This window comes from Flavobacterium sp., assembly GCF_043779715.1.
Taxonomy (GTDB): Bacteria; Bacteroidota; Bacteroidia; order Flavobacteriales; family Flavobacteriaceae; genus Flavobacterium.
This window is the reverse complement of record NZ_JAYWDT010000034.1, coordinates 1-23581: the sequence shown is the minus strand read 5'-3', so window position 1 is coordinate 23581 and position 23581 is coordinate 1. Positions and strand designations below refer to the sequence as shown.

The window sequence follows — 23581 nt, the reverse complement described above, 5'->3', positions numbered from 1 at the left end:
CACCAAGCTGCCCAAAAATCTACTAATACTGGTTGTGATGATTTTAATACAACTTCCTCAAAAGTTGCATCGGTTATTGTTAATGCCATTTTTTCTTTATTTATTAATTGTTTGTTAGACAAAAGTAGAATTTTATTTTGAATTGAAAGCCGTTTAAGAATCAGTTTTATCGATAGTTCTATAAGTGAAATTCATGCTTACTAAGAATTATTAACTGATATTTTTTCCGATTTTACTTTAACATCATCCTTTGTAATTATTTCTAAATAATATTCGTAAATCACTCCCGATTCGGTTGATTCGTCCGTAAATAAAGCCTCTGAAACGGTAAATGGAATTCTTAAAAATCCTGCATCCCCTGCTTTTCTGAACAATTTTGCTTCTTGAACTACCTCAGGTTCAATCCCATCTACTTTTAGTTGTACTTTTTTAGAACGGGAGTCTTGAGAAGCCGTAAGTACAACCGTTGGATTTAAATCTCCTACTTTTGAAACAATCAATTTATTGGATGCTTTTGAAACCAATTTGGCCGAATCAATAGCTTTTACATAATATTGATAATCACCTCTTCTGGCAATCTCATTATCGCTAAAATTAGTTTCAGTTATTGGTTGTTTGTTCACTTTAGTTTCTGCGCCTTCAAAAACACGATAAACATCGTATCCTAGAATAATATCTTTTTGTACCGCATCCCATTTCAAATTAACCTGACTTCCTTCGTAATTTGCCTGACGCAAAAAAGGAGCTGATGGTGGAATAACGTCAGGTAATTGAACCCAAAGAACCGCTTTATCACTTTCGTTAAAAGACTTATCGATTGCTGCAATTTTATAAATAAATTTGGTTCCTGCTTTTTCATTGAATGTATCCACAAAGCTCGTTTCTGTTTGTGGTGTTGAATTTAAAAGCAACATTTCATTTTGATCATCGTCTTTTAATCCTCGGTAAATTCTGTAACCTGCTAAATCTTTTTCAGAATTGGCTCTCCAAGAAAGAGTGATTTTTCCTGATTCTGATTTTGATTTTAAATCTGCCGGTTGATTAGGTTTATCGTGATCCGGCACAAAAACACTCACTGGCATAGAGCGATTCCCATTGTTGCCATTATCGACTGATTCGATAGAATATTGAAATGAGCCAGAACTTTTTGAACTTAGTTTTTCGACATATTTAGCTTCGGCAGCGTTTATCGTTTGTTCATTTACTTTTTGGAAAGTTTTTCCTTTGTCGTTACTCTTATAAATATTATATCCAACGGTTTCTTTATCCTTTGATGGTATCCAGGTTAAGATAACCTCATCATTTTTTCTTTCTCCTTTAAGGCCTTTAACTAAAGCTGGCGGAGCACTATCTTTTACATCAATTTTTAAATCTGCTGTCGGCTTGCCTTCAGTATTTAAAAAAGTAACCCCTCTTAATACATAAGTATAACTTCCTGCTGGAACATTAGCATCGGAAAACGAAGAAACATAGACATTCTTTTCTAAGTTAGACATTACTGGTTCTTTATTCAATTTCGTTCCATTGCGATACACATTGTACCCCATATAGTCTTCATTTGCTGACCAAGAAATTACAATATTTTGCTTTTTCTGAGTAATTTGAGTTTTTTCAGGAGCTTTCGACAATTCGCCAACAATAAGGTTATTGAGTGCTGATAATTCTTTTTGAGTCTTAGCATCTACCAATTTATAACTGTAGGTTTTTCCTTTTGCAACAGAATTATCTTCGAAATAAATTCCTAAATGCCTGGCTACCTGATTGTCAAAAATTGAAGCCAACGACAAGGTATAATTAACATATGCTTGCTTGTTTGCGGTCGCTTCTTTGGTATTTTTATATTTGATATAAAAATCATACGATGCGTCTTTTGGAAATGGATTTTTATTAGTTTTCAATTCCGATTCCTTGATAACTTGCGAAGACACAATAGGGTTGGCATTGATTTTTTGCCATTCGCCGTTTGCTTCTTTTTTCATGATATCAAAAGCAGCCTCGGCTGGAATTGTTTTTGACATCCATTTTAATTGGACTTTGTTTTCATTAGAAGCTCCGAACAATTTATAATCTTGAGCTTTAGTTGTTATAGACAACAATACAAAAGCGAGTATAAGTACTTTTTTCATCTTTTATTTTTTATTATAACCAAATACTGAATCCGCCGTTAGACGACCATTTTGCATGCAAGGTAAAATCGGGAATCCATCTGTGAACATCACAAGCAACACTTCCTTCAAACACTACCGGATTAGGCATTGACACTGTTAAATTAGCCGATACACCACAGCTTCCGCCGATACAGCCATCAAAAGCCCAGAAATCTACACATCCTTTTCCGTAAGCTCTACCATCAAAAGAAGCAGTCCCTGTAGCTTGGAATGGTGAATATTGAACATTGACGCCTGCAGCAAAATTGGAAATCAATCTTCCTTCAGCAGAAGCAATTCCTAAATCCAATCCTTTCCAACCTGAATCATAATGTTCCGCAAAGCCAAATCCCATTTGTTTTTTATCAAATCCTAACCAAATTCCAACAGACAGACCGCTACCACACATTACTTCGGCAGTAATAGGGTTTTCAGGAGTTCCTACATTCATATAAAAATCATCGGCACCAAAATGGAAAAATATCGAATCTTCATTGGCAGCACCTTCATTCAAACATACAATATCATAAACTTTTCCCCAAATTTGACCTTTTCCGTCAATATATTTATCCACCCAGTTTAACTGACCGTTCAATCTCGCTTGAATCAATCCAGGATTGTCACTGTTTAGTGCAATGGCATCTCCTTTTATAAAATAACTGATTCCATCAATGCTCCATCCTTGAAACTGTGTCACGATTTGCACGTGTCCGTGTATTGTAGCCCCTTGATCGTAAGCAGTTCTAACATCGGCTTCGGCGGCCATCCCTAAAGAATAGTTAGTATTGGGTTTCATACTCGCAATCTTTCCTTCATTATCATAAGTCACTTCCATATGATAGTAAGCTTTTCCTCCAAAACCGTTAGCTTCTAAAATACCTGGAATGATTGGAATGGAAACAAATCCTTTTTGCTTGAATTCGAAGAACCAATAACTGAATTTTCCTCCGTTTTCCGATTTTTTTCCTAAAATCATTTTGGCCGACAACTCTTTTGCATCAGGCTCTTTCGCTTCATAATATCCTCCCAATTCAAAACAATCACCCCAAGTTGAATTTGAAGTCATTTTGAACCCACCTCCGAATTTTTGAGCTCCATCTTCATAATTACCATTGATTGCTTTTCCATCATCGGCGATTTCGATAGAATTATTAATGATTGAATTATTCATTATTACATCATCGTTATTAAAATCTGGTCCTTTAGCTACTCTGTCAATCCCAGCCAAACTCGCTGAAACCTGATTGAAATTAATGCCTTTAAAATCCATACTATTAAATCCTAAATCTGGTGGCACATTGGCACCATGATAGGTGAATCCCATTTCTTTATTCCCAGAACCTGCAATGTTTGGTCCTAAAACCACATTTCCAGAGAACAAAAATTGCGCATCTATTTTGACTGTATTGCGTTTGATTTTCATTTTATCAATACCATAGGCGAACTTATAATAGGTAGCCCAACGTTTTGTTCCTTCACAAGTTGATTCTGAATTGTCAGAAAAATTAGTGTTGTAAGATACTGCACCCGAGGAATCGATAAACATATCGCACATGTACATGTCATTCGTTTCAAAACCTTTGTTTGCCCCATTTTTAATAGTTAAACTTGGAGAAACCACCACGGCATTGTTTTCTAATCGTCCAGATGAGATGGTGATATAAGCATATCCACCTGCATTATCTTTAGATAAATAATATTTTTTCTGATAGTCAAAATCCAGATTTATCTCTTGAATTTTTTTGTGGTCAATATCCATTATAAGACCCGCCCAGTCGTTTAAAAAAGGAACATATACATCACCTTCTACTTTTAAGAAAGTCAATTTGTTTTTGACGATTTTAAATGACGACTTAGTCAGCTTGGTTGTAAAACCAGCTAAATCAGCACTGTTTTTTGTTTCAGTATTCGGATTACTGTTTGTAGTATATCCGTTCCCTTTGTTGTATACTTGATCGAAAGACAAGTTTAAAGTCGAACCTGTTGAAGAGCCACTTTTCTTTGGAAGGTTAATTAAGATTCCAAATTTGTTAAAATTCAATCCGTTGTTATAGGATTCAAATTTCGATTCCATTTGTCCGTTATCCGAAAGATGCACATAGGTTTCTGTAACATTAGCCCAAACCGAACCGTCTCCGTTGATTTTCCATTTTAGTGGTTTTTCAAAAGTGTAGTAAAAATTCAAATTCTTTTTATCCTTAAACGGAATAGACAATAATGTTAAATAACTATCTGATTCAGCCGAAGGTTGTGCGTCAGAAATATTTATTGTTCCACTTAAAGATGTTTCTCCTTGTAATCCTTTTATTTTAAGTTTCATATCGCCTGTATTCCCTCCGAAAATAACGTCAATCCCACCATTTGCTAGGTTTTCAACGTTTTTATCACTTTTCAAATTAACAGAGCCATCAAATTTATCTGCAAAACTCATTTTTATGGTCGATTCTGCCGATTCGAACTGGTACATATCATTGGTGTATTTTCCGTTTTTTGGAATAAACCAGTTGGTAAGCCACTTCCCAATAACTTTTCCTTCAGTGGTTCCCGAATCTTTGGTTACTTTGTACAGATTGCCTTTACTATCCATAGCACCTTCAAGTTTGGCGTATAGTTTCATACTGTTTAATGATAATTGAAACGCTCCATCGCAATCTTTTTCGGTGGTTAAATCAAATTGGTTTTTCGGAAATAATCCTTTTTTGGCATCAATATCAATCGTTCCTTCAATAGCAGCCCAAATTTGCATTTTGAGTTTAAAATTATACGCGATTGGTCTTATCTTTAAATCTTTAAAATTGAAATTTACTTCCTTACCTGCTTCCCAAAGCAACATTTTTCCTGAACCACTAAACTTATCTTGATCTTTATTAAAAATCTGATTCACTTGAACGTAATAGCCGTTGATCATAAATCCTTTGATTTTGGCTAATTCACTAGTATCTTCAATTATTTCAAATACTTCAATTTTACTACTATCAACCACTTTATTATTTTGCAAAGCCACAATACGCCAAGCTATTTTTCCAGTTCCTGTGGTCCAGGAATTAGGCATGTTAACAAATAATTCTTTAGTGTCTTTGTAAGCAAAAAAAGCAGTTTTACCGTTAAACAATTTTTCGTTTAAATTCTTCCAGTCAGTTATGGGCTTATCTTGTGAATGACTGTTGGTAAATTGCAATCTATATCCTGAAATCGCTTTCTTTTTAGAAGATTCCCATTCGTATTTAAGTCCATAACCGGCTGTGATTTTTTTTCCACCAATAGGCGAAACTAGTTTTATTCTGTCAGTTAATGGCGCATCGACTACTTCATAGATTTCAACTGCACTACTATCAATCGCTTGTTTTACATTGTTAAAACCAACAACTCTCCAAACAATTTTCCCATTTCCAGTGGTAAAAGTAGCCGGTAGCACGAGTTTTAATTTTGCTCCTGCATCTTTACTGGCATAAAAAGCATCTTTTTTAGTAAACACAACATCTGTGACCGTATTCCAGTTGGTTATCTTTTTATTTTGATTTTCACGATCCGTAAATTGCACTTGATAGTTTGCAACTTGTTTAATACTCGCTCCCCAAGAAAATTCTAAACCATAACCATTACTAATTTTCTCTCCTTTGACAGGAGAAATAAGTTTAATTCTATCTGTTAATGGTGCATTTATAACCTCGTAAGTTTCAATACGGCTACTGTCAATTGCTTTATTTGATTGGTCAAAAGCAACCACACGCCAAGCCATTTTTCCATTGTTTGCCGTAAAAGACTGCGGAAGTTTTGCTTTTGTAGTTGTATAGGCTACTTCTTTACTGGCAAAAAAAGCGTTTTTGGCTGAAAATAAGTCTTCTGGTAATGCATCCCAATTGGTTATCTTTTTATTTTGTGTTTCACTATTGGTAAATTGTACTTGGTATTTAACCGCCCACTTTTTAGTTTGTGACCACCAAAACTCTAGGCCGTAACCATTACTCATTTTTTCACCTTTAATAGGCGCCAACAAATTGACACCATAATTACCTGGCGTTAAAACAGTGTTTTGAGCGACAATAGTATTGTTCTTGTACACAAAACTACATACTTCACTATTTCCTTTATTTTGAACATTTAATGCTGCTCCGCTCGTACTTAACCTCGTATTCGTTGGCAATAAAGTGACGCGCCAAGCATATTTTTTATCTTTTTTAAGAGGTGGTTGTGCAGGACCATACACAAACGAAAAAGTATTTATGGTAGTTTCAAAAAAAGCAGGCGTTGTTGCGCTGTTCATTGCTTCATTTGGATTTCTTGTTATTGGATTTAACTCCACAATTTTTAATCGGTATTGAGAACCAGCTGGAGCTTCTGGTGAAGGCAACCATGAGAAAATTACATTTTGAATGTTTCCAGCAACAATCGTTTCATCACAAGATGGTGAGATTAATTGTGGTGGAGCAATTTGATGTATATCAAACGAATTACTACATCCCAAAGGATCTGGACTGCTTAAAGGTTGTCCTGTTACAAAATCAAGAGCCTGAATGCAGATGGTATAATTTCCTTCCGGAATTCCAGAGCCACGAAACAAATCATTTTTACTAATTCCGGTAACAATCACCGAATTTAGATCCAAATAATTCTTCAAATCGATCCCAGTCATCATTTTTTGCTGATATGCTTGCAACTGAATGGCCGTTGCTGGACGATACGAATCTGATGTAACAACCGAAATTCCGTTGTCACCAACAATACTGGCTTTTAGCCGTACCGATACATTTCTGTATGCAAGTAGTGTAAAAACTACTTTATTAGGACTGTTTACATAATCCGAAAGATAGGTCGAATAAGGCGGTAAAACCTGCGTTGTAACTGTCACATCTGTTTGTGCGAAATTAATCTGTGATAACAACAGAAAAATTACAGTAAAAATCTTAAAATTATTTTTCATACTATTCTTTTTAAAAAGTGTAGGTATATCCTAGGTCGATATTGTATTCGTTAAATGAAATTCCGGTTGGAACTTTTGCTTTATTATCCAAATAAATTCCCAGCAATGTTATGCCGTGGTGGTCATTAATTTTATATGTGTTTTGAAAGGTTACATTTATAATGTCGGCAAAATTTTCATGATTCAATTTTTGCTGCGTCCCATTGGCGGATAAAGAAGAAGTCAGCTTGTTTTTGAAAAATGGCATGCTTGCGTTAAGTCCAATTCCGTTTAATCTATTTATATTTAGGTTAGATTCAAAAATAGATAATAAATAACTCGCTCCCAGAGTTAATCCTGTTTTATTAGAAACAAATGAACTCGTATAATTCAAATTATCAACCTGATATTCAGTTGTATTGGCAGTATTGGGATTCTTGTCGGTCATCCATTGACGATTCGCCATTAACGTATGAAAATGAGTCAGTTTTTCTTTCACAAAAGTCAATCGAGGCATTACCATCATATTTTGAGAAACATACGATTGTTGCGTAGCTTGATTTGGAATTTTCAACCCTTTTCCCTGCTCACCAGAATAATTAGCATACACAGCATTAAATCCGAAAACCTTTGAAACCGCATAATCTAAACCAACATTACCAATTATTCGTTTTGTAGTATATAGTTTTTTATTGAGTAAATTGTTTCGTTGATGTCCGAAACTACTAGAAATTCTCAATTTATTTTTTAGCAGATAGGCAGAAGGTTCAATCGTAATATTCTCTACATCGGTTTGAAAATAATAAGCGCCCATACTTTGAAAATCAGGTTCAACTAGACGATACTTAGCTTTTATTTTATACTTTTTTTCTTCAAATCGAACTTCTGTCTGGTATGCATTATACATTTGAGTAGAACTATTTACTTTTAGTATCGATTTAAAGCTATTAACTGTTGAAGCATCGTCATCCGAAAGAGTCAAGGCTCGGACATCTCGGGTAAAAACAGAAGTAGCCAAATCGGCATCCCAAAACAATTTTTCGGTAAACTTTAATTTAGAAGAAAGTCCAACCACAATATTTTCCCCAGGTAAAACTTCTTCATTTTGAGGAATCGTACTCAATGAATTTTCATCGTCTTTTCCTTTCAACATAATCAAATCTACATGACTCGATTCGGTTCCATAACCCAAACGCATCGCATAACCCATTCGTTTAAAAGCAGGAGTTTGCAATTCTGGAGATGTTAAATTTTCTTCTACCGCTCTGTTTAGTTTTCCATACAATGCACCAAAACGCAATTTTCCGGGATTCAATTCCACTCCAGCGCCCAAAGCAGTTTGGCCAGACCAAGTAAAAGGCGACCATGCTAAATTCGTATATCCCAAATGTGCTTTAGCCCACTTATAAGTTGGACTAATACAAAATTGATTGAACGGCTGACGAAAAGTACGTTCCTGTTCACTTACCGTAAAAGAAAAAGGAATGTCAATACCATAAAGTTTCAACAAAGGATTTCCCGTAGCATACCATGTAAAGTCTTTTCGGCGTGGATCAATTCCTTCTACATTATAGTATGACCCAAAAACGGTAAACGTTCCTGAAAACTCGACAGGTTTTAGTTCGCTAATATTTTCTAAATCTTGTGCTTTTACTGTTTGTAAAAAAACAGAAGCCAAAATAAAAAACAATAAAAAAAATGATTTTATTCTCATTATATAAATTGATTTAAAACTAAAAAAGCCGATTAAAAGCATATAAAGCCGACGAATTGTGTTTCTTCCATAATTATCAGTATCCTAGCCTTTTTAAGGTCGACACCCTATTGCTTTTAACAAAATTTTAGTTCAAATTTGCGTATAGTTTAAGGATATAAAAAACACCGATATACAGTCAACATTTTAAATAGACGAATAACATTTGTTAGTTTAAAAAACTTACGTTTGAAAGGGAGAAAATGACTTATGGAACAGTTTAATTGTATTATAGTAGATGATGATGAAATTGACAGGCTAACTGTACAGTCTTTCGTTAAAAAATTTCCGAGACTAAAACTCTTAGGGATTTACGACTCTGCAGAAAAAGCTTTGGAAATAATTAATACAGAAAAGATAGATATTTTATTTCTGGATATTGACATGCCAACTCTTAGCGGTTTAGATTTCCGAAAAAAAGCAATGCACATTCCTGTGTGTATATTCATTACAGCTCATCCTGAACATGCAGTTGAAAGTTTTGAATTAGAAACTTTAGACTTTATCGTTAAGCCATTAAAATTGGATCGTTTTGCCCAAACTATGAGGCGAATTGAAGAATTCATGGAAATCAAACTCAAAGCAACTCTTTTTGAAGCAAGCATTGGAGGCGACACTATATATATTAAAGAAGGACATGAACAAACCAAAGTAAAGCTTCATGAAATACTATATCTGGAAGCTTTAAAAGATTATACCTTAATTATAACATCCCACAAAAGACATTGTGTTTTATCAAGCATTGGAATACTTTTAAAAGAAGCTCACTTTCAGTCTTTTGTTAGAATTCACAGAAGTTACGCCGTTCAAAAACAATTTGTAAAAAAAATAGGTTCTCAGGAAATCGAATTGAACAACAGTGTTTTAATTCCAATTGGAAGAAGCTATAAAGACAATTTGAGTTTAATTGCATGAGAAAAATCATTTTGTATTTGACGATACTGTTTCCGGTTTTGTTGTTTTCACAGCAAAATCCGAAATCCTCTGTTAAAGAATTAAGTCAACTTATCAATACATGTGACTCACTTTTAACGGCTACAAACTACAAACAGCTTATTATTGTTGCATCGCAAGGAATTAAAAAAACGAAGAGTAATTATTTTTTGTCACGCTTTCATTACTTCAAAGCTTACGGTTATGAATACAATAACAATTTATATGAAAAAGCCGTTCCGTACTATGAAAAATCTTTAGAATACGCTAAAAAAGGGAAGCATCTAAAAGAAGAAACTCTTGCTTTGATGCGGCTCAATTATCTGTATTACTCAACCAAACAGTTTGTAAAACGAGACAGCTTAATTGGTTATGTAAAGAAAGTACTCGACACCACTAAAAATATTTATACCCAAGGAATATTAAACGGAAGTCTAGGCGAATATTATTTGGACCAATCTGCTTATGAAAAATTCATTAGTTACAAAATAAAAGCGATTGATTATAGAAAACAATTTCCAAAAAACGATACAAAAAACATTGTGAACATTGGTATTTCGTACTCGCAAATTGCCAGTGCTTATATTAAAATGAAACAATTCAAAAAAGGCATCGAATACACCAATTACGCCAAGCCTTATTTAAAAGAATCTCCAGATGTAACTGCTTATTTATTCAACGATTATATCAAATGTTATGTCGAATTAAAGTCTTTAGACAGCATAAAAAAATATTACAACAGCATTTACAATCTTGTAAATAAAAATGATTCTTTGCATTTAAACGTTAGTTCTGCGAATCGATACATGGCCGAATATTTCATTGCTCGTAAAGAAATAAGCAAAGCTTCTAAATATGCTGAGAAAGCAGTTTTTTATGCTTTAAAATCAAATGATGATGAAATTTTGATGGAAGCTAATGTCTGCAAAGGAAAATTAGAATTCGAGCAAAAAAAATATACTGAAGCTATTAAAACACTAAACTTAGCGTTGAAACATGCTTATGAATTTGACAAAGAATCATTCATCATCATAAATAAAAAATTATCACAATGTTATGATGCTTTGGGAGATTGGCAAAAAGCTTACTTCTACCAAACTATTTATAGCCAACACAATGAATTGATGTTGATGGAATCTGCAAAGCAAAGTATAGCCAATGCTGAAGGAAAATATCAAAATCAGTACAAACAGGAAAAAATCAATACGCTTTCAACCGAAAACAAACTGAAAAACTTTCAGATTGAAAACACTAGAAAAAGACAAATCTATCTTGGACTAGGTTTTATATTGCTATTGATAATTGCTTCATTACTATACAAACAAAGTCAAAACAGAAGAAAAACAAACGAGAAATTACAACTTTTAAATCAAGAATTAGATCAGGCGAACAAAACCAAAGTGCGCTTTTTTAGTATTTTAAATCACGATTTAAGAAGTCCAGTATCTAATTTGATTCATTTTCTGCACCTGCAGCATGAAAGCCCGGAATTGCTAGACGAAGAAAGTAAAATCCGACTTCAAAATAAAACGCTTATTGGTGCTGAAAACTTATTATCTTCAATGGAAGATATTTTATTATGGAGTAAAGGTCAAATGGAAAATTTCGAACCACATCCAAAAAATGTGTACATAAAAACACTCTTCACTGATACTGAAAATCATTTTTCAAGCAACGAAAATATTGAAATCGTATTTGAAGATGCGGGCGACATTCAAATTTTTACGGATGAGAATTACCTAAAAACCATTATTCGAAATTTAACTGGAAATGCCATTAAAGCATTGGAAAAAACTCAAAACCCAAGGATTGTTTGGAAAGCTTGGCAAGAAGACAATCAATTATATTTATCTGTAAGTGATAATGGTTCAGGCGGAAAACAAGAACAATTCAAAGCGCTGTACGACGAAAAAGAAGTAGTAGGAATAAAAACCGGATTGGGATTACACTTGATTCGTGATTTGGCTAAAGCAATCAATTGCACCATAACCGTAACTTCTGTGGTTGACGAAGGAACAATCTTTATATTGTCTTTTTAATTCAACTTAAAATTGATCTGCAATTTTTCCAATTCATTAAGCAATTCGGTTGAGATTTTAATTTTCAACTTACGGCTATTCATCGAAATTTTATTAATTATTTTGGTCTCTTCCACTTCAGTAGGAGCTATTGTTTCTGGGTTTTCAGATTCTTGAATATCGCCATTTTCGTCTAGAACAATTTCTATATCATCGGCTTCGACAGGTGCAACTTCAATTTGTTTTTTTATTTTTTCTAATTCTAAAATATCAAAAGAAACTGTGTTATCGCCTTTGTTGGCAGCAAAAACTGCGGTTAATTTAGACACTAATTCTTCATGTAATTCTTTTATATCTAAATGAATGACTAGTTTTTTTGCAAAAATCCGTAAAACATCTTGTATTGATTCTACTTGCAAAAAGTTAATTTGCGGATCCGATTTTTTACCCGTTTCCCGATTTACCCAACCATCTTTTATATTAACCTTAATATACACAAACTGATTTTGAACTAGAAAATGTCTGAATTTTAGGTATTCTTCATTAAAAATCCTGAACTCATTACTCTCATCATAACCTTCTAAAACAAACGATGCCCAACCTTTTCCGTTTTTAGCAGTTCGGTGTTGCACATTGGTCACAATTCCTCCAAAAGAAAGATTTTTGCCCACAAATTGTTCTAAACTTTTTAGAGATTCAAGTTTGTTGTTACAAAAATATTTCATTTCGAACCTGTAATCATCTAGCGGATGACCTGAAATATAAATCCCAACTACTTCTTTTTCTTTAGCGAGTTTTTCCATCGTATTCCACTCATCACAGGGCGGAATTACGGGTTCCGAAATTTGCACATCACTCGTATCGCCAAACAAACTTACTTGCGATGAATTTTCGTTTTCTTGAAACTTAGCGCCAAATCGTATGGCTTTTTCGTAAAATGTAATTCCGTCGCCATCGGTATGAAAATATTGCGCCCGATGTGTGTTTGCAAAACAATCGAAACCACCAGCAAGAATCAGATTTTCGATGGCTTTTTTGTTGGCAGCACGTTGGTCGACACGTTTGGCTAAATCGAAAATAGATTTGTAGTTTCCTTCCTTTCTGCTTTCTACAATGGTATTTACAGCGCCCATTCCAACACCTTTTACAGCGCCTATTCCAAAACGAACGGCATAATCATCATTTACCGTAAATTTATAAAATGACTCATTTACATCTGGACCCAAAACGGCCAATCCCATGCGTTTGCATTCTTCCATAAAAAAAGAAACTTGCTTAATATCACTCATGTTATTAGACAAAACTGCAGCCATATATTCCGCTGGATAATTGGCTTTTAGATAAGCGGTTTGATAAGCAATCCAAGCATAACACGTAGAGTGCGATTTATTAAATGCGTATTCTGCAAAGGCTTCCCAGTCTTTCCAAATTTTTTCAAGTTTGTCTTCCGCATGACCTTTGGCGACAGCTTGAGAAAGGAATTTAGGCTTCATTTTATCTAACGTTGGACGGTCTTTTTTTCCCATCGCTTTACGCAAAACGTCGGCATCACCTTTGGAAAAATCGGCTAGTCTTTGTGACAAAAGCATTACTTGCTCTTGGTAAACGGTAATTCCGTAGGTGTCTTTTAGCAATTCTTCGCAAGCTTCAAGGTCATATTCTATAGGCTCTTCGCCATTTTTTCGTTTAATAAAACTCGGAATATAAGCAATAGGTCCGGGACGATATAAGGCATTCATGGCAATTAAATCATTGAAAACCGTTGGCTTCAATTCTTTCATATATTTTTGCATACCCGCACTTTCGTACTGAAAAATCCCTACTGTTTCGCCGCGTTGAAACAATTCGTAAGTCTTGACATCATCGATAGGAAATGTATCAGGATCGAGAATTTTTCCTGTTCTATATTTTACCAGTTTTACGGTATCTTTTATTAAGGTTAGGGTTTTTAGTCCCAAGAAATCCATTTTTAACAATCCTGCACTTTCAGCAACGGAGTTATCAAATTGAGTAACATATAAATCGGAATCTTTTGCGGTTGTTACAGGAACAAAATTGGTAATATCGCTTGGTGTAATAATAACTCCGCAAGCGTGAATTCCTGTGTTACGAAGATTTCCTTCTAGAATTTGTGCTTGTTGAATGGTTTCGCCACTTAAATCTTCTTCCTTAGAAAGTAATATTAACTCTTTCATTCGGTCGAAATCTTCTGGACGTAGAACTTTCCGGATTTCGGATTCGGTATCGTTCATAAAACGAGCTAAATTCCATTTTCCAGGAAGCATTCCAGGTAATAATTTGGCAATTTTATCAGCTTCAAAAAGCGGCAAATCTAATACTCTGGCAGTATCACGAATGGCCGATTTTGCAGCCATTGTACCGTAAGTAATAATTTGTGCCACTTGCTTCGAGCCATATTTCTGAATCACATAATCCATGACTTTACTTCTTCCTTCATCATCAAAATCGATATCGATATCGGGAAGTGACACACGATCCGGATTTAGAAATCTTTCGAAAAGCAAATTATATAAAAGTGGATCGATATTGGTAATTCCCAAGCAATATGCCACAACTGAACCCGCTGCCGAACCACGACCTGGACCAACAGAAACGTCCATTTTTCTGGCTTCGGCAATAAAATCTTGCACGATTAAGAAATAACCTGGATAACCAGAATTTTGGATAGTTAACAATTCAAAATCTATTCGTTCTTGAATTTCCGGGGTAATTTCAGGATAACGTTTGTTTGCTCCAACCATTGTTAGGTGTCGCAAAAATGAATTTTCACCACGTTTCCCTTCATCAGTTTCATCTTCTGAAACTAGAAATTCGGTTGGAATTTCAAATTTCGGAAGTAAAACGTCTCTATAAAGTGAATAAATTTCGATTTTATCGACAATTTCTTGAATGTTGACAATAGCTTCGGGCAAATCAGAAAACAATTGTTTCATTTCTTCTTCAGATTTGAAATAATATTCCTGATTAGGCAATCCAAAACGATAACCACGACCGCGACCTATTGGTGTAGCTTGCTTCTCTCCTTCCTTTACACACAATAAAATATCGTGCGCATTGGCATCGTCTTTGGAAATATAAAATGTATTATTGGTTGCAATGAGTTTTACATCATGCTTTTTTGCAAATGAAATTAATGTTTGATTAACACGGTTTTCATCTTCTTGATTATGGCGCATCAATTCGAGATAAAAATCATCTCCAAATTGAGATTTCCACCACAACAGCGCTTCTTCGGCTTGATTTTCTCCAAGATTTAGAACTTTACTAGGAATTTCTCCATATAAGTTTCCAGACAGAATGATAATATCTTCCTTGTATTGTTCGATTACATTTCTATCGATTCTGGGCACATAATAAAACCCTTCCGTATAAGCAATAGAAGACATTTTGGCTAAATTGTGATATCCTTTTTTAGTTTTTGCCAAGAAAACTACTTGGTAACCATTGTCTTTTTTGGTTTTGTCTTTGTGGTTGTCGCAAACAAAAAACTCGCAACCCACGATAGGTTTCATTTCAACCTCGGTCGCTTCTTCTCCATTTTCTATTGCAGTAGCATTTTTGGCGGAAGCTATTTTATTTTGATTCAATACATCTCGAACAAAATGAAAAGCACCCATCAAGTTTGCATGATCAGTCATGGCAACGGCCGACATTTTATTTTTTGCAGCTGCAGCAACAAGTTTTGCTACTGAAATTGTAGATTGTAAAACCGAAAACTGCGTGTGATTGTGCAAATGCGCAAACTTTGCAGCCGCTAAATCTTGTGTGATTTCAGCTGAAATTGGCGTTTTAGTTTCAACTTTTTCAGCTTGTTGAAAACGCTTCGCTATTTCGGCAGAAGCCTCTTTAAGGTTTATGTGTTTTAAACCTATAAGTTTTATTTCTCCTTGATTTTTACTCTGAAATTCGTGAAAATAATTGGCTTCTACATCAAGTTCTTCTTTGGTAAAAACTTCTCTTTTAATTAATTCTAAAAAACAACGCGTGGTTGCTTCAACATCGGCGGTGGCATTGTGTGCTTCCGAAAATGGAACTTTAAAAAGATATTGATGAAGTTCTGTTAGTGTTGGCAATTTGAATCTTCCGCCGCGACCTCCAGGTAATTTTAATAATGATGCGGTAACTTCGGTACAAGTGTCCAGAACTGGCATTTTGACCATATCTGAACCCATATTGGCACGATGAAATTCGCAACCCATAATATTGACATCGAATCCTACATTTTGTCCAACTATAAATTTAGTTTTTGATAAAGCAATGTTGAATTTTTCTAAAACTTCTTGTAGAGAAACGCCTTGTTCCATCGCTAATTCGGTAGAAATACCATGAATGCGTTCGGCATCATAAGGAATATTAAATCCTTCTGGTTTGACTAGATAATCCTGATGCTCGATAAGATTTCCCATCTCGTCATGCAATTGCCATGCGATTTGGATACAACGCGGCCAATTGTCAGTGTCCGTTATTGGTGCTGACCAACTGCGTGGTAATCCTGTGGTTTCGGTATCGAAGATTAAATACATATTTCTTAAAGCTTTAGGCTTTAGGCAATAAGCCGTAAGCATTTTAGAGAATTACAAAAATACATTTTATGTGGTTGTTTGTCAATTTTAGTTATTAACAAACACAAAAAAACCACCTCGATTGAGATGGCTTTGATATATTTTGAAAATAAGTTAGATTAGTATCCGCCTCTGTTTCCACCACGGTCGTTAGAACCACCACCACGGCTGTTTCCACCACCACTGTAACCTCCACGAGAATCACCACCACGGCTATTTCCACCACCACCATAACCACCACCACTTGGGCGACTGTTATTGAAGCTTTTTCTTTCACCTTCTGGCTTTGGCTCTGATTTGTTTACCACAATAGCACGTCCGTCAACAGTTGCACCATTTAACTCATCAATAGCTTTTTGACCTTCTTCGTCATTTGGCATTTCAACAAAACCAAATCCTTTACTTCTTCCTGTAAATTTATCAGTAATAATTTTTACTGATTCTACAGCACCGTAAGCCTCGAAAGACTCTCTTAAATCTGCTTCCTCGATACTCCAAGGAAGACTTCCAACAAAAATGTTCATATATTATATTTATTATATTAGGACAAAGGTAAGTTATTAATATTCTAAATTACACAATGTTAAGGTTTTATTTTAAAATAACCTCTTTTTCAGCACTTTAGAAGCATCAATATTTAAAATTAATTTACTGGAATCTTATAAAAAATACCATTTTGACAGCCCACTGTTTTCTCAGTTACTGCATCATAAGCCGTAAACTTAAAATTACCAGAAATTGTGACTCCGTCATATTGGGTAATTGTAACCTCTCCATTACTGTTGACTACATTTTGCACAACAAATTTTGCATTTGCATTTCCGCTAGCAATGGTTACTAAATCACCTGCTCTATAATTATTCCCTGGCGCATTTACTAAAACACTTGTAACTACTCCGTTTGTATTTGCAACTATATCTACTTTTAATCCAGAACCCAAACCACCTGATGTAAGGACAAGACTTGAAGTCGTATAGCCTGTTCCTCCTGCCGAAAGCGCTATTTTATTTACTGATGATGAAGTTATTCCTGTAGTATAATTGAAAGCATTCAATGTATAAGAAGCAAAGTTTGAAGTATTCGTAGTTCCCAAAACTCGTGTTCCTAATGCGGTAGAATTTATATTTAATTCTACATTTCCAGCAGCAGCAATTCCTTTTATTGTTATTCCTCCCGACACACTTTTTGTAGCCGAAAAGCTGGTTGCTTTCCATACCGAACCATCTATTAATCCTTGAAATGCCGGGTTATTAAATTCGACACTTTTTTCACATGATGTAAATACAATAGCTGAAAGAAACAGGAATAAGAATTTTTTCATTTTTTTTAGTTTAAAACCTTAATTAATAGCTACAAAAATAACCGATTACAATTAAAAAACTAACAAACAGTATAAATATTTAAAGTAAAAAACAAAAAATGAACGCTTTAGCATTATGTATCAGAAAAACATGTATATTTGCACCCTTAAATAATCGAGGTCGAGTACCTCAAAATTAATCATAAGATTATGTCAGTAAAAATTAGATTACAAAGACACGGTAAAAAAGGAAAACCTTTTTACTGGGTAGTAGCTGCAGATGCACGCTCAAAAAGAGATGGTAAATACCTAGAAAAAATTGGTACTTACAACCCAAACACAAATCCCGCAACAGTAGATTTGAACCTTGACGCTGCCGTACAATGGTTGCACAATGGAGCTCAACCAACTGATACTGCTAGAGCAATTCTTTCTTACAAAGGAGCTTTACTAAAACACCACCTTGATGGAGGAGTTCGTAAAGGAGCATTAACACAAGATCAAGCTGATGCAAAATTAACTGCTTGGATTGAAGCTAAATCTGGAAAAGTTGACGCTAAAAAAGATGGTTTATCTAAAGCACAATCTGATGCTAAAGCTAAAGCGTTTAAAGCTGAAACAGTTGCAAACGAAAAACGTATCGCTGCACAAACTGAAGCTGCTAAAGCTCCAGAAGCTGTAGTTGAAGAAGAAGTTGCTACAGAAGAAGTTGTTGAAGCTGCTGCTGAAGTAGAAGAAACTCCAGCTGCTGAAGAAGCTAGCGAAGAAAAAGAAGCTTAATATTTAATTTTTGCAAGATGCGTAAAGAAGATTGTTTCTATTTAGGTAAAATTGCAAAAAAATTTAGTTTCAAAGGGGAAGTTCTTGTCTATTTAGATACGGACGAACCTGAAATGTATGAAGATTTGGAATCAGTTTTTGTTGAAGTAAACAAAAATCTGGTTCCATTTTTTATTGAAAATAGCAACCTACACAAAGCTGATTTTCTTCGTGTTCGTTTTGAAGACGTAGACAACGAAGAAGAAGCCGATGCTATTATGAATTGCGAAGTATATCTTCCGCTAAAAATGTTACCAAAACTTACAGGTAACAAATTCTATTTTCACGAAGTAATTGGTTTTGAAATTGAAGACAAACGTGTTGGTATTTTTGGAAAAATTGTTTCTATAAATGATACTACGGCACAACCACTTTTCGAAGTTCTAAACGGTGAAGTTGAAATGCTAATCCCAATGATCGATCATTTTATTGTAAAAATCGATAGAGAAAACAAAAAAGTCATCATGGATTTACCAGAAGGACTTGTCGAAATGTATCTTTAGTCAGACTTCTTAGATAACTAGATTTTTAGAAAATCCGCAATCAACATTCTAAAATCATCAATTCCATGTTTTCATTCAAACAATTTTCTGTTCAACAAGACAAAACAGCTATGAAAGTCGGAACTGACGGCGTTTCACTTGGCGCTTGGACTCCTATAAACCACAATCCAAATTCTATTTTAGATATTGGTGCTGGCACAGGAATTATTGCATTAATGCTTGCCCAACGAACTTCAGCCGAGCAAATTGATGCTTTAGAAATTGATGAAGATGCCTACGAGCAAGCCACCGATAATTTTGAAAACTCACATTGGAGCGACCGTTTGTTTTGTTACCACGCAGGTTTAGACGAATTTATCGAAGACCCAGAAGAAGAGTATGATTTGATCGTTTGCAATCCGCCATTTTACACCGAAGATTATAAAACCGATAACAAACAACGAGATCTGGCTCGTTTCTCAGATGCTATGCCATTTGAGCAACTAATCGAAGCTGCCGATTTATTACTTTCTGAAAATGGTGTTTTTTCTGTTATAATTCCATATAAAGAAGAAGAAAAATTTATTGCTTTAGCTAATGAATTTGAGTTATATCCTATAAAAATAACTCGCGTAAAAGGAACACCAACTTCTGAAACAAAACGTAGTTTATTGGCTTTTAGCCGAAACAACCAAAATAATTTTCTTGTCGATGAATTAATTATCGAAACTGCTCGACATATTTATACTGAAGAATATATTGCCTTGACAAAGGATTTTTATTTGAAGATGTAATTTTCAAATAAAAAAACCCTCACATTTCTGTAAGGGTTATTAATTGAAAAGAACTTTTTTTATACTCTTGTAAATAAGAAATTTTGCCCTCTCATTTTAATAGTAAATTCACTTTTCATTTCATTAAACTGTAGTTCTACTCCTGCTTGTTCTGATTTGAACTGATTTTCACCATTTGATTCGAATGAAAGTGGAGGACCTTGACCATCTTGTGGAGTTCCTATAAGCACTCCATTTTCATCGGTAAAAATAATTTTTATCGGAATCTGTTTACTTGAGAAAGAACCAAGATAACTAGCTAAACTCACTTCTTTTTCTAATTCACTTTTATCAACACTCCAAATATTATTTGAAGGATTTATATCTGGCATTTTATGATCAGGATCTATTGTAATTGTTGCAATTTCTTCGGTAGAATTAGTTTTAAAAGTCCAAGATGTGTTGCGTTGCCATATCTCTACTGGGAGATTCATACGACTCACGTTACCACTTTTGGTTTTAATTTCTAAAACAACTGGCATGGCCATTTTTTCTAGATTTTCAATAGAAATTAGCGCTCCATTTTTTGGATCATTTTTCAAATATTTAATTTTAGTAATTCCTTGATCTAATCTCCAATTATTAACAAACCAAGCTCTCCAAAACCAATTTAGATCTTCCCCAGAAACATTTTCTATTGTTCTAAAAAAATCATCTGGCGTAGGATGCTTAAAAGCCCAACGCTCTGTATAGATTCTAAAAGCTCTATCAAATTTTTCTTTACCTAATATTTGTTCACGCAACATTACCAATCCAATGGATGGTTTTTCATAAGCTAACAATCCCATATTTTGCTCCTTCATTCCATCAGGAGCTGTCATAATAGGTTCTAAATCTGAATTAGTTAACGTATTTGCACCTCTTTGCAAATCTCTTACTCGAGATTTGTATTCCCCATCATTAAAATCATTAGAGCTTAACGTATTGATAAAAGTATTAAAACCTTCATCCATCCAAGCAAACAAACGTTCGTTAGATCCCACAATCATAGGAAACCAAGTATGACCAAATTCATGGTCTGTCACACCCCATAAATCTTCTCCTTTTGCCTTCCAATCACAGAAAACGATTCCAGGATATTCAATTCCTCCTTCGTTACCGGCAACATTTATTGCTGCTGGATAAGGATATTCCAGCCATCGTTTAGAATAGTTTTCGATAGCTGCTTTTGTATATTCAGTAGCGCGACTCCAAGCTTCTTGCCCTGAACTTTCTGCTGGATAAGCAGCTATTGCTATTGATTTTTTACCACTTGGCAGATTGATTTTTGCAGCATCTATTACAAATGCTGAAGAAGATGCCCATGAAATATCACGAGAATTTTTAATTTTAAAATGCCAATTCAAAGTTGATTGTCCAGTTGGTCTTGAAGAACTATTTGTCACTTCTTCGGCAGAACGAATTTGAATAGTCTTATCACTTTTTGAAGCTAATATCCAACGTTTTTGCTGTTCTGTTGTATAGACTTCCGAAGGATTTATTAATTCGCCCGAACAAACTACTATATGATTAGAAGGCGCATTAATCCTAACATCAAAATCTCCATATTCTAAGTAAAACTCTCCCGCTCCTAAATATGGCAATGAATTCCAACCTTTTATATCATCATAAACACACATTCTTGGATACCATTGTCCCATGGTAAATATTTTTCCGTTTTTGGTCTCTAGAACACCCATTCTATCAGAACCAAAATCCGGAGATATAAATGAGAATTCTATTTTAAGTTTAACAGACCCTCCATTTGATTTTAATTCTTGTGGCAAGAAAACTTGCATTCTAGTGTCCGAAATTTCGAATTTAGTATCAGTTTCAATTACTTTTCCATTTTGTGTAGATACAATTTTTATTGATTTTATTTTATGGCCGCCATCAAAAACTTGTCCTTTATCTCCGTTTCGACTTCCTGTTACTGAAATTACCGATTTCCCACGAGAATCATTCTTAAATAAATTCTGATCCACATTCATCCATAAAAAAGAAATTCTGTCCGGACTATTATTTGTGTATGTAAGAATTTCTGACCCTATAATTTCATTTTTTTTCTCATTTAGAGTTGCCGTCAATTGATAATCGGCTCTGTTTTGCCAATATTTTGCACCTGGTTGCCCACTAGCAGAATGAGTATCTGTTCCGTTTTTTGAATAAAAATTAGGTGCAAAAGCCTCTTGATAATCGTATTTTGTTGACGCTTTTTTGGGTTGTTCTTGAGCTTGCACAGATGGCATTCCTATAAATAAAGTCCATAGGAAAGCTGAAACAATAAATTGTTTTTTCATGATTTGATTAATTTTGATTGATGATTGATTATTCTTTATTTAGGAATAATCCTCTAAATAAAGATTTGTAATTTATTTATCTAATTTTTTAGTCATATTGAAACCTACTAATAAAGATGATCCCGCCATAGTGAAAATGGTTGCTGGATATAATCCATTTTCATTTAATGAAGTGTAAGTAGCTAGTATCAGTGCAATAAAAGCACCTATTCCAATTCCCATTAATAAAAGTGCAAGATTTAATAATATTACTTTGTAAAACGAGACGCCACTTTGACGACTACTCATAAAAATACTAGCATCGGCTCCCTTTTCGATAAGTGCTAAACGCTCTTTGTTTCTAGTTGATAAATAAAGGTAAACAACTCCGAAAATTGCTAAAAACATACTCATTGGTACTAAAATGTCTCCATTCATGATTTGATTGATTTAAAAAATTAATAATTATTTATTATGTTCATAAGCTATGACGACAAGTGTTTCATTTTGGTTACAGAAAAAAGAAAAAATATTTTTTTTTACCATAACTTGTAACCTAATGCGATGTTTTGTCGTCTTATAATCATATGGCTATTATAGAAGACCAACATTATATCAATTTAATTTTAAATGGAAACCAGAATGCGTTTGCAACATTGGTCGACCGTTATAAAAACATGGTGTTCACATTAGCTCTCAAAATGGTAGCCCATAGAGAAGAAGCTGAAGAAATAGCTCAAGACACTTTTATTAAAATTTACAACTCATTGTCTAAATTTAAAGGAGAATCTAAATTTTCGACATGGGTGTATAAAATAACATACAATACGTGTTTGGATTATTTAAAGAAAAACAAGAAAGAAAAAAAGGTAGCCTATATTGAAGATTTTAGCGAACATCAAACCAAAGAGCTAGAGAGCATTTTAGAAACTATTGATGAAAAAGAAAGGAATCAGGTTATTCAAAATTGCTTGGAAGAATTACCCAATGATGAGGCTTTTTTATTGACATTATATTATTTTGACGACCAATCAGTAGATGAAATTTCTAAAGTCATGAATAATACAGTGAGTAACATTAAAGTAAAACTTTTTAGAACCCGAAAAAAATTGGCTTCCATTTTAAAAAGCCGATTAGAACCCGAAATACTAGATTATTATGAAAGCGAACGAAGATAAACAACTAGAAAAATTAGTTAATCACATGATGAAGGATAGTATTTTAGACACTCCTTCTGGTGATTTTATTTTCAAAGTAATGTCGCAAGTATTAGCAACTCAAAAAAGTGAAATAACTACATACAAACCATTGATTTCAAAGTCGGCTTTTATAGCTATTTTTGGTAGTCTTGCCGTTTTAATTGCCTACGTTTTATTGAATGGCAATTCTGCTTCAAATAATAGTTTTCTACATTTGAATGCTAATTTATTATCTAATTACAACCCCGTAAAAGCGTTGCGTTTTTCTAACATAACTACCTATACAGTGGTACTGACTACGATAATTCTATTTATTCAAATTTCTTTATTAAAGAAATATTTTGACAAACAACTCG

The 23581-nt window shown here is 34.2% G+C and carries 16 protein-coding genes; 7 read left to right on the top strand and 9 right to left on the bottom strand.

The annotated features are described in order from the left end of the window. The 4 genes from ACH2BG_RS01490 to ACH2BG_RS01475 all read right to left on the bottom strand — a co-directional run. A partial coding sequence (locus ACH2BG_RS01490) for a thioredoxin family protein (protein ID WP_395045965.1) occupies window positions 1-104 on the bottom strand: 104 nt, incomplete at its 3' end. A gap of 96 nt (window positions 105-200) precedes the next feature. Beyond that, on the bottom strand, window positions 201-2126 hold the full coding sequence (locus tag ACH2BG_RS01485; RefSeq protein ID WP_395045964.1) for a hypothetical protein: 1926 nt from the start codon (window positions 2124-2126) through the stop codon (window positions 201-203). Window positions 2127-2139: 13 nt separating this feature from the next. After that, window positions 2140-7068: a hypothetical protein gene (locus ACH2BG_RS01480; protein WP_395045963.1), complete on the bottom strand. Its 4929-nt coding sequence runs from the start codon at window positions 7066-7068 to the stop codon at window positions 2140-2142. Between the two features lie 10 nt (window positions 7069-7078). Further along, window positions 7079-8761 carry a hypothetical protein gene (locus ACH2BG_RS01475; RefSeq protein ID WP_395045962.1) on the bottom strand — a complete coding sequence of 561 codons (1683 nt, stop codon included), beginning with the start codon at window positions 8759-8761 and terminating at the stop codon, window positions 7079-7081. Between the two features lie 249 nt (window positions 8762-9010). Between ACH2BG_RS01475 and ACH2BG_RS01470 the strand changes: the two genes are divergently transcribed. Together ACH2BG_RS01470 and ACH2BG_RS01465 are read left to right on the top strand one after the other, a co-directional pair. Further along, window positions 9011-9715 carry a LytR/AlgR family response regulator transcription factor gene (locus ACH2BG_RS01470; protein WP_395045961.1) on the top strand — a complete coding sequence of 235 codons (705 nt, stop codon included), beginning with the start codon at window positions 9011-9013 and terminating at the stop codon, window positions 9713-9715. Next, complete coding sequence (locus ACH2BG_RS01465; RefSeq protein WP_395045960.1) at window positions 9712-11772, top strand: ATP-binding protein; 2061 nt, start codon at window positions 9712-9714, stop codon at window positions 11770-11772. The genes ACH2BG_RS01470 and ACH2BG_RS01465 overlap by 4 nt, the downstream gene beginning before the upstream one ends. Here the strand turns inward: ACH2BG_RS01465 and dnaE are convergent. The 3 genes from dnaE to ACH2BG_RS01450 all read right to left on the bottom strand — a co-directional run bounded on the left by dnaE (window position 11769) and on the right by ACH2BG_RS01450 (window position 17655). Next, entirely contained in the window at window positions 11769-16295 is a 4527-nt protein-coding gene (gene dnaE / locus ACH2BG_RS01460) for a DNA polymerase III subunit alpha (RefSeq protein WP_395045959.1), read from the bottom strand. The genes ACH2BG_RS01465 and dnaE overlap by 4 nt on opposite strands. A 158-nt stretch (window positions 16296-16453) precedes the next feature. Beyond that, window positions 16454-16858: an RNA recognition motif domain-containing protein gene (locus ACH2BG_RS01455; protein WP_395045958.1), complete on the bottom strand. Its 405-nt coding sequence runs from the start codon at window positions 16856-16858 to the stop codon at window positions 16454-16456. Between the two features lie 119 nt (window positions 16859-16977). Continuing rightward, entirely contained in the window at window positions 16978-17655 is a 678-nt protein-coding gene (locus ACH2BG_RS01450) for a DUF6252 family protein (protein WP_395045957.1), read from the bottom strand. 189 nt (window positions 17656-17844) lie between these two features. Here ACH2BG_RS01450 and ACH2BG_RS01445 point away from each other — a divergent pair, with 189 nt between their 5' ends. The 3 genes from ACH2BG_RS01445 (at window position 17845) to ACH2BG_RS01435 (ending at window position 19729) form a co-directional block, all read left to right on the top strand. Further along, a complete protein-coding gene (locus ACH2BG_RS01445) occupies window positions 17845-18414 on the top strand; it encodes a 30S ribosomal protein S16 (RefSeq protein WP_395045956.1) in 570 nt (189 codons plus the stop codon). Between the two features lie 17 nt (window positions 18415-18431). Next, window positions 18432-18956: a ribosome maturation factor RimM gene (rimM, locus tag ACH2BG_RS01440; RefSeq protein WP_395045955.1), complete on the top strand. Its 525-nt coding sequence runs from the start codon at window positions 18432-18434 to the stop codon at window positions 18954-18956. 65 nt (window positions 18957-19021) lie between these two features. Next, window positions 19022-19729 carry a tRNA1(Val) (adenine(37)-N6)-methyltransferase gene (locus ACH2BG_RS01435; protein WP_395045954.1) on the top strand — a complete coding sequence of 236 codons (708 nt, stop codon included), beginning with the start codon at window positions 19022-19024 and terminating at the stop codon, window positions 19727-19729. A 59-nt stretch (window positions 19730-19788) separates the two neighbouring features. Here the strand turns inward: ACH2BG_RS01435 and ACH2BG_RS01430 are convergent, their stop codons facing one another. Both ACH2BG_RS01430 and ACH2BG_RS01425 read right to left on the bottom strand, forming a co-directional pair. Further along, the gene (locus tag ACH2BG_RS01430; RefSeq protein ID WP_395045953.1) at window positions 19789-22047 is read right to left on the bottom strand and encodes a M1 family metallopeptidase; all 2259 of its coding nucleotides are present in this window, start codon (window positions 22045-22047) and stop codon (window positions 19789-19791) included. Between the two features lie 72 nt (window positions 22048-22119). Next, window positions 22120-22464 (bottom strand): DUF6249 domain-containing protein, encoded by a 345-nt coding sequence (locus ACH2BG_RS01425; RefSeq protein ID WP_395045952.1) that lies wholly within the window; start codon window positions 22462-22464, stop codon window positions 22120-22122. Window positions 22465-22613: 149 nt separating this feature from the next. Between ACH2BG_RS01425 and ACH2BG_RS01420 the strand changes: the two genes are divergently transcribed. Both ACH2BG_RS01420 and ACH2BG_RS01415 read left to right on the top strand, forming a co-directional pair. Further along, on the top strand, window positions 22614-23204 hold the full coding sequence (locus tag ACH2BG_RS01420; protein WP_395045951.1) for a sigma-70 family RNA polymerase sigma factor: 591 nt from the start codon (window positions 22614-22616) through the stop codon (window positions 23202-23204). Continuing rightward, window positions 23185-23581 (top strand): hypothetical protein (locus ACH2BG_RS01415; protein ID WP_395045950.1); only part of this gene is annotated, 397 nt, incomplete at its 3' end. The genes ACH2BG_RS01420 and ACH2BG_RS01415, both read left to right, overlap by 20 nt.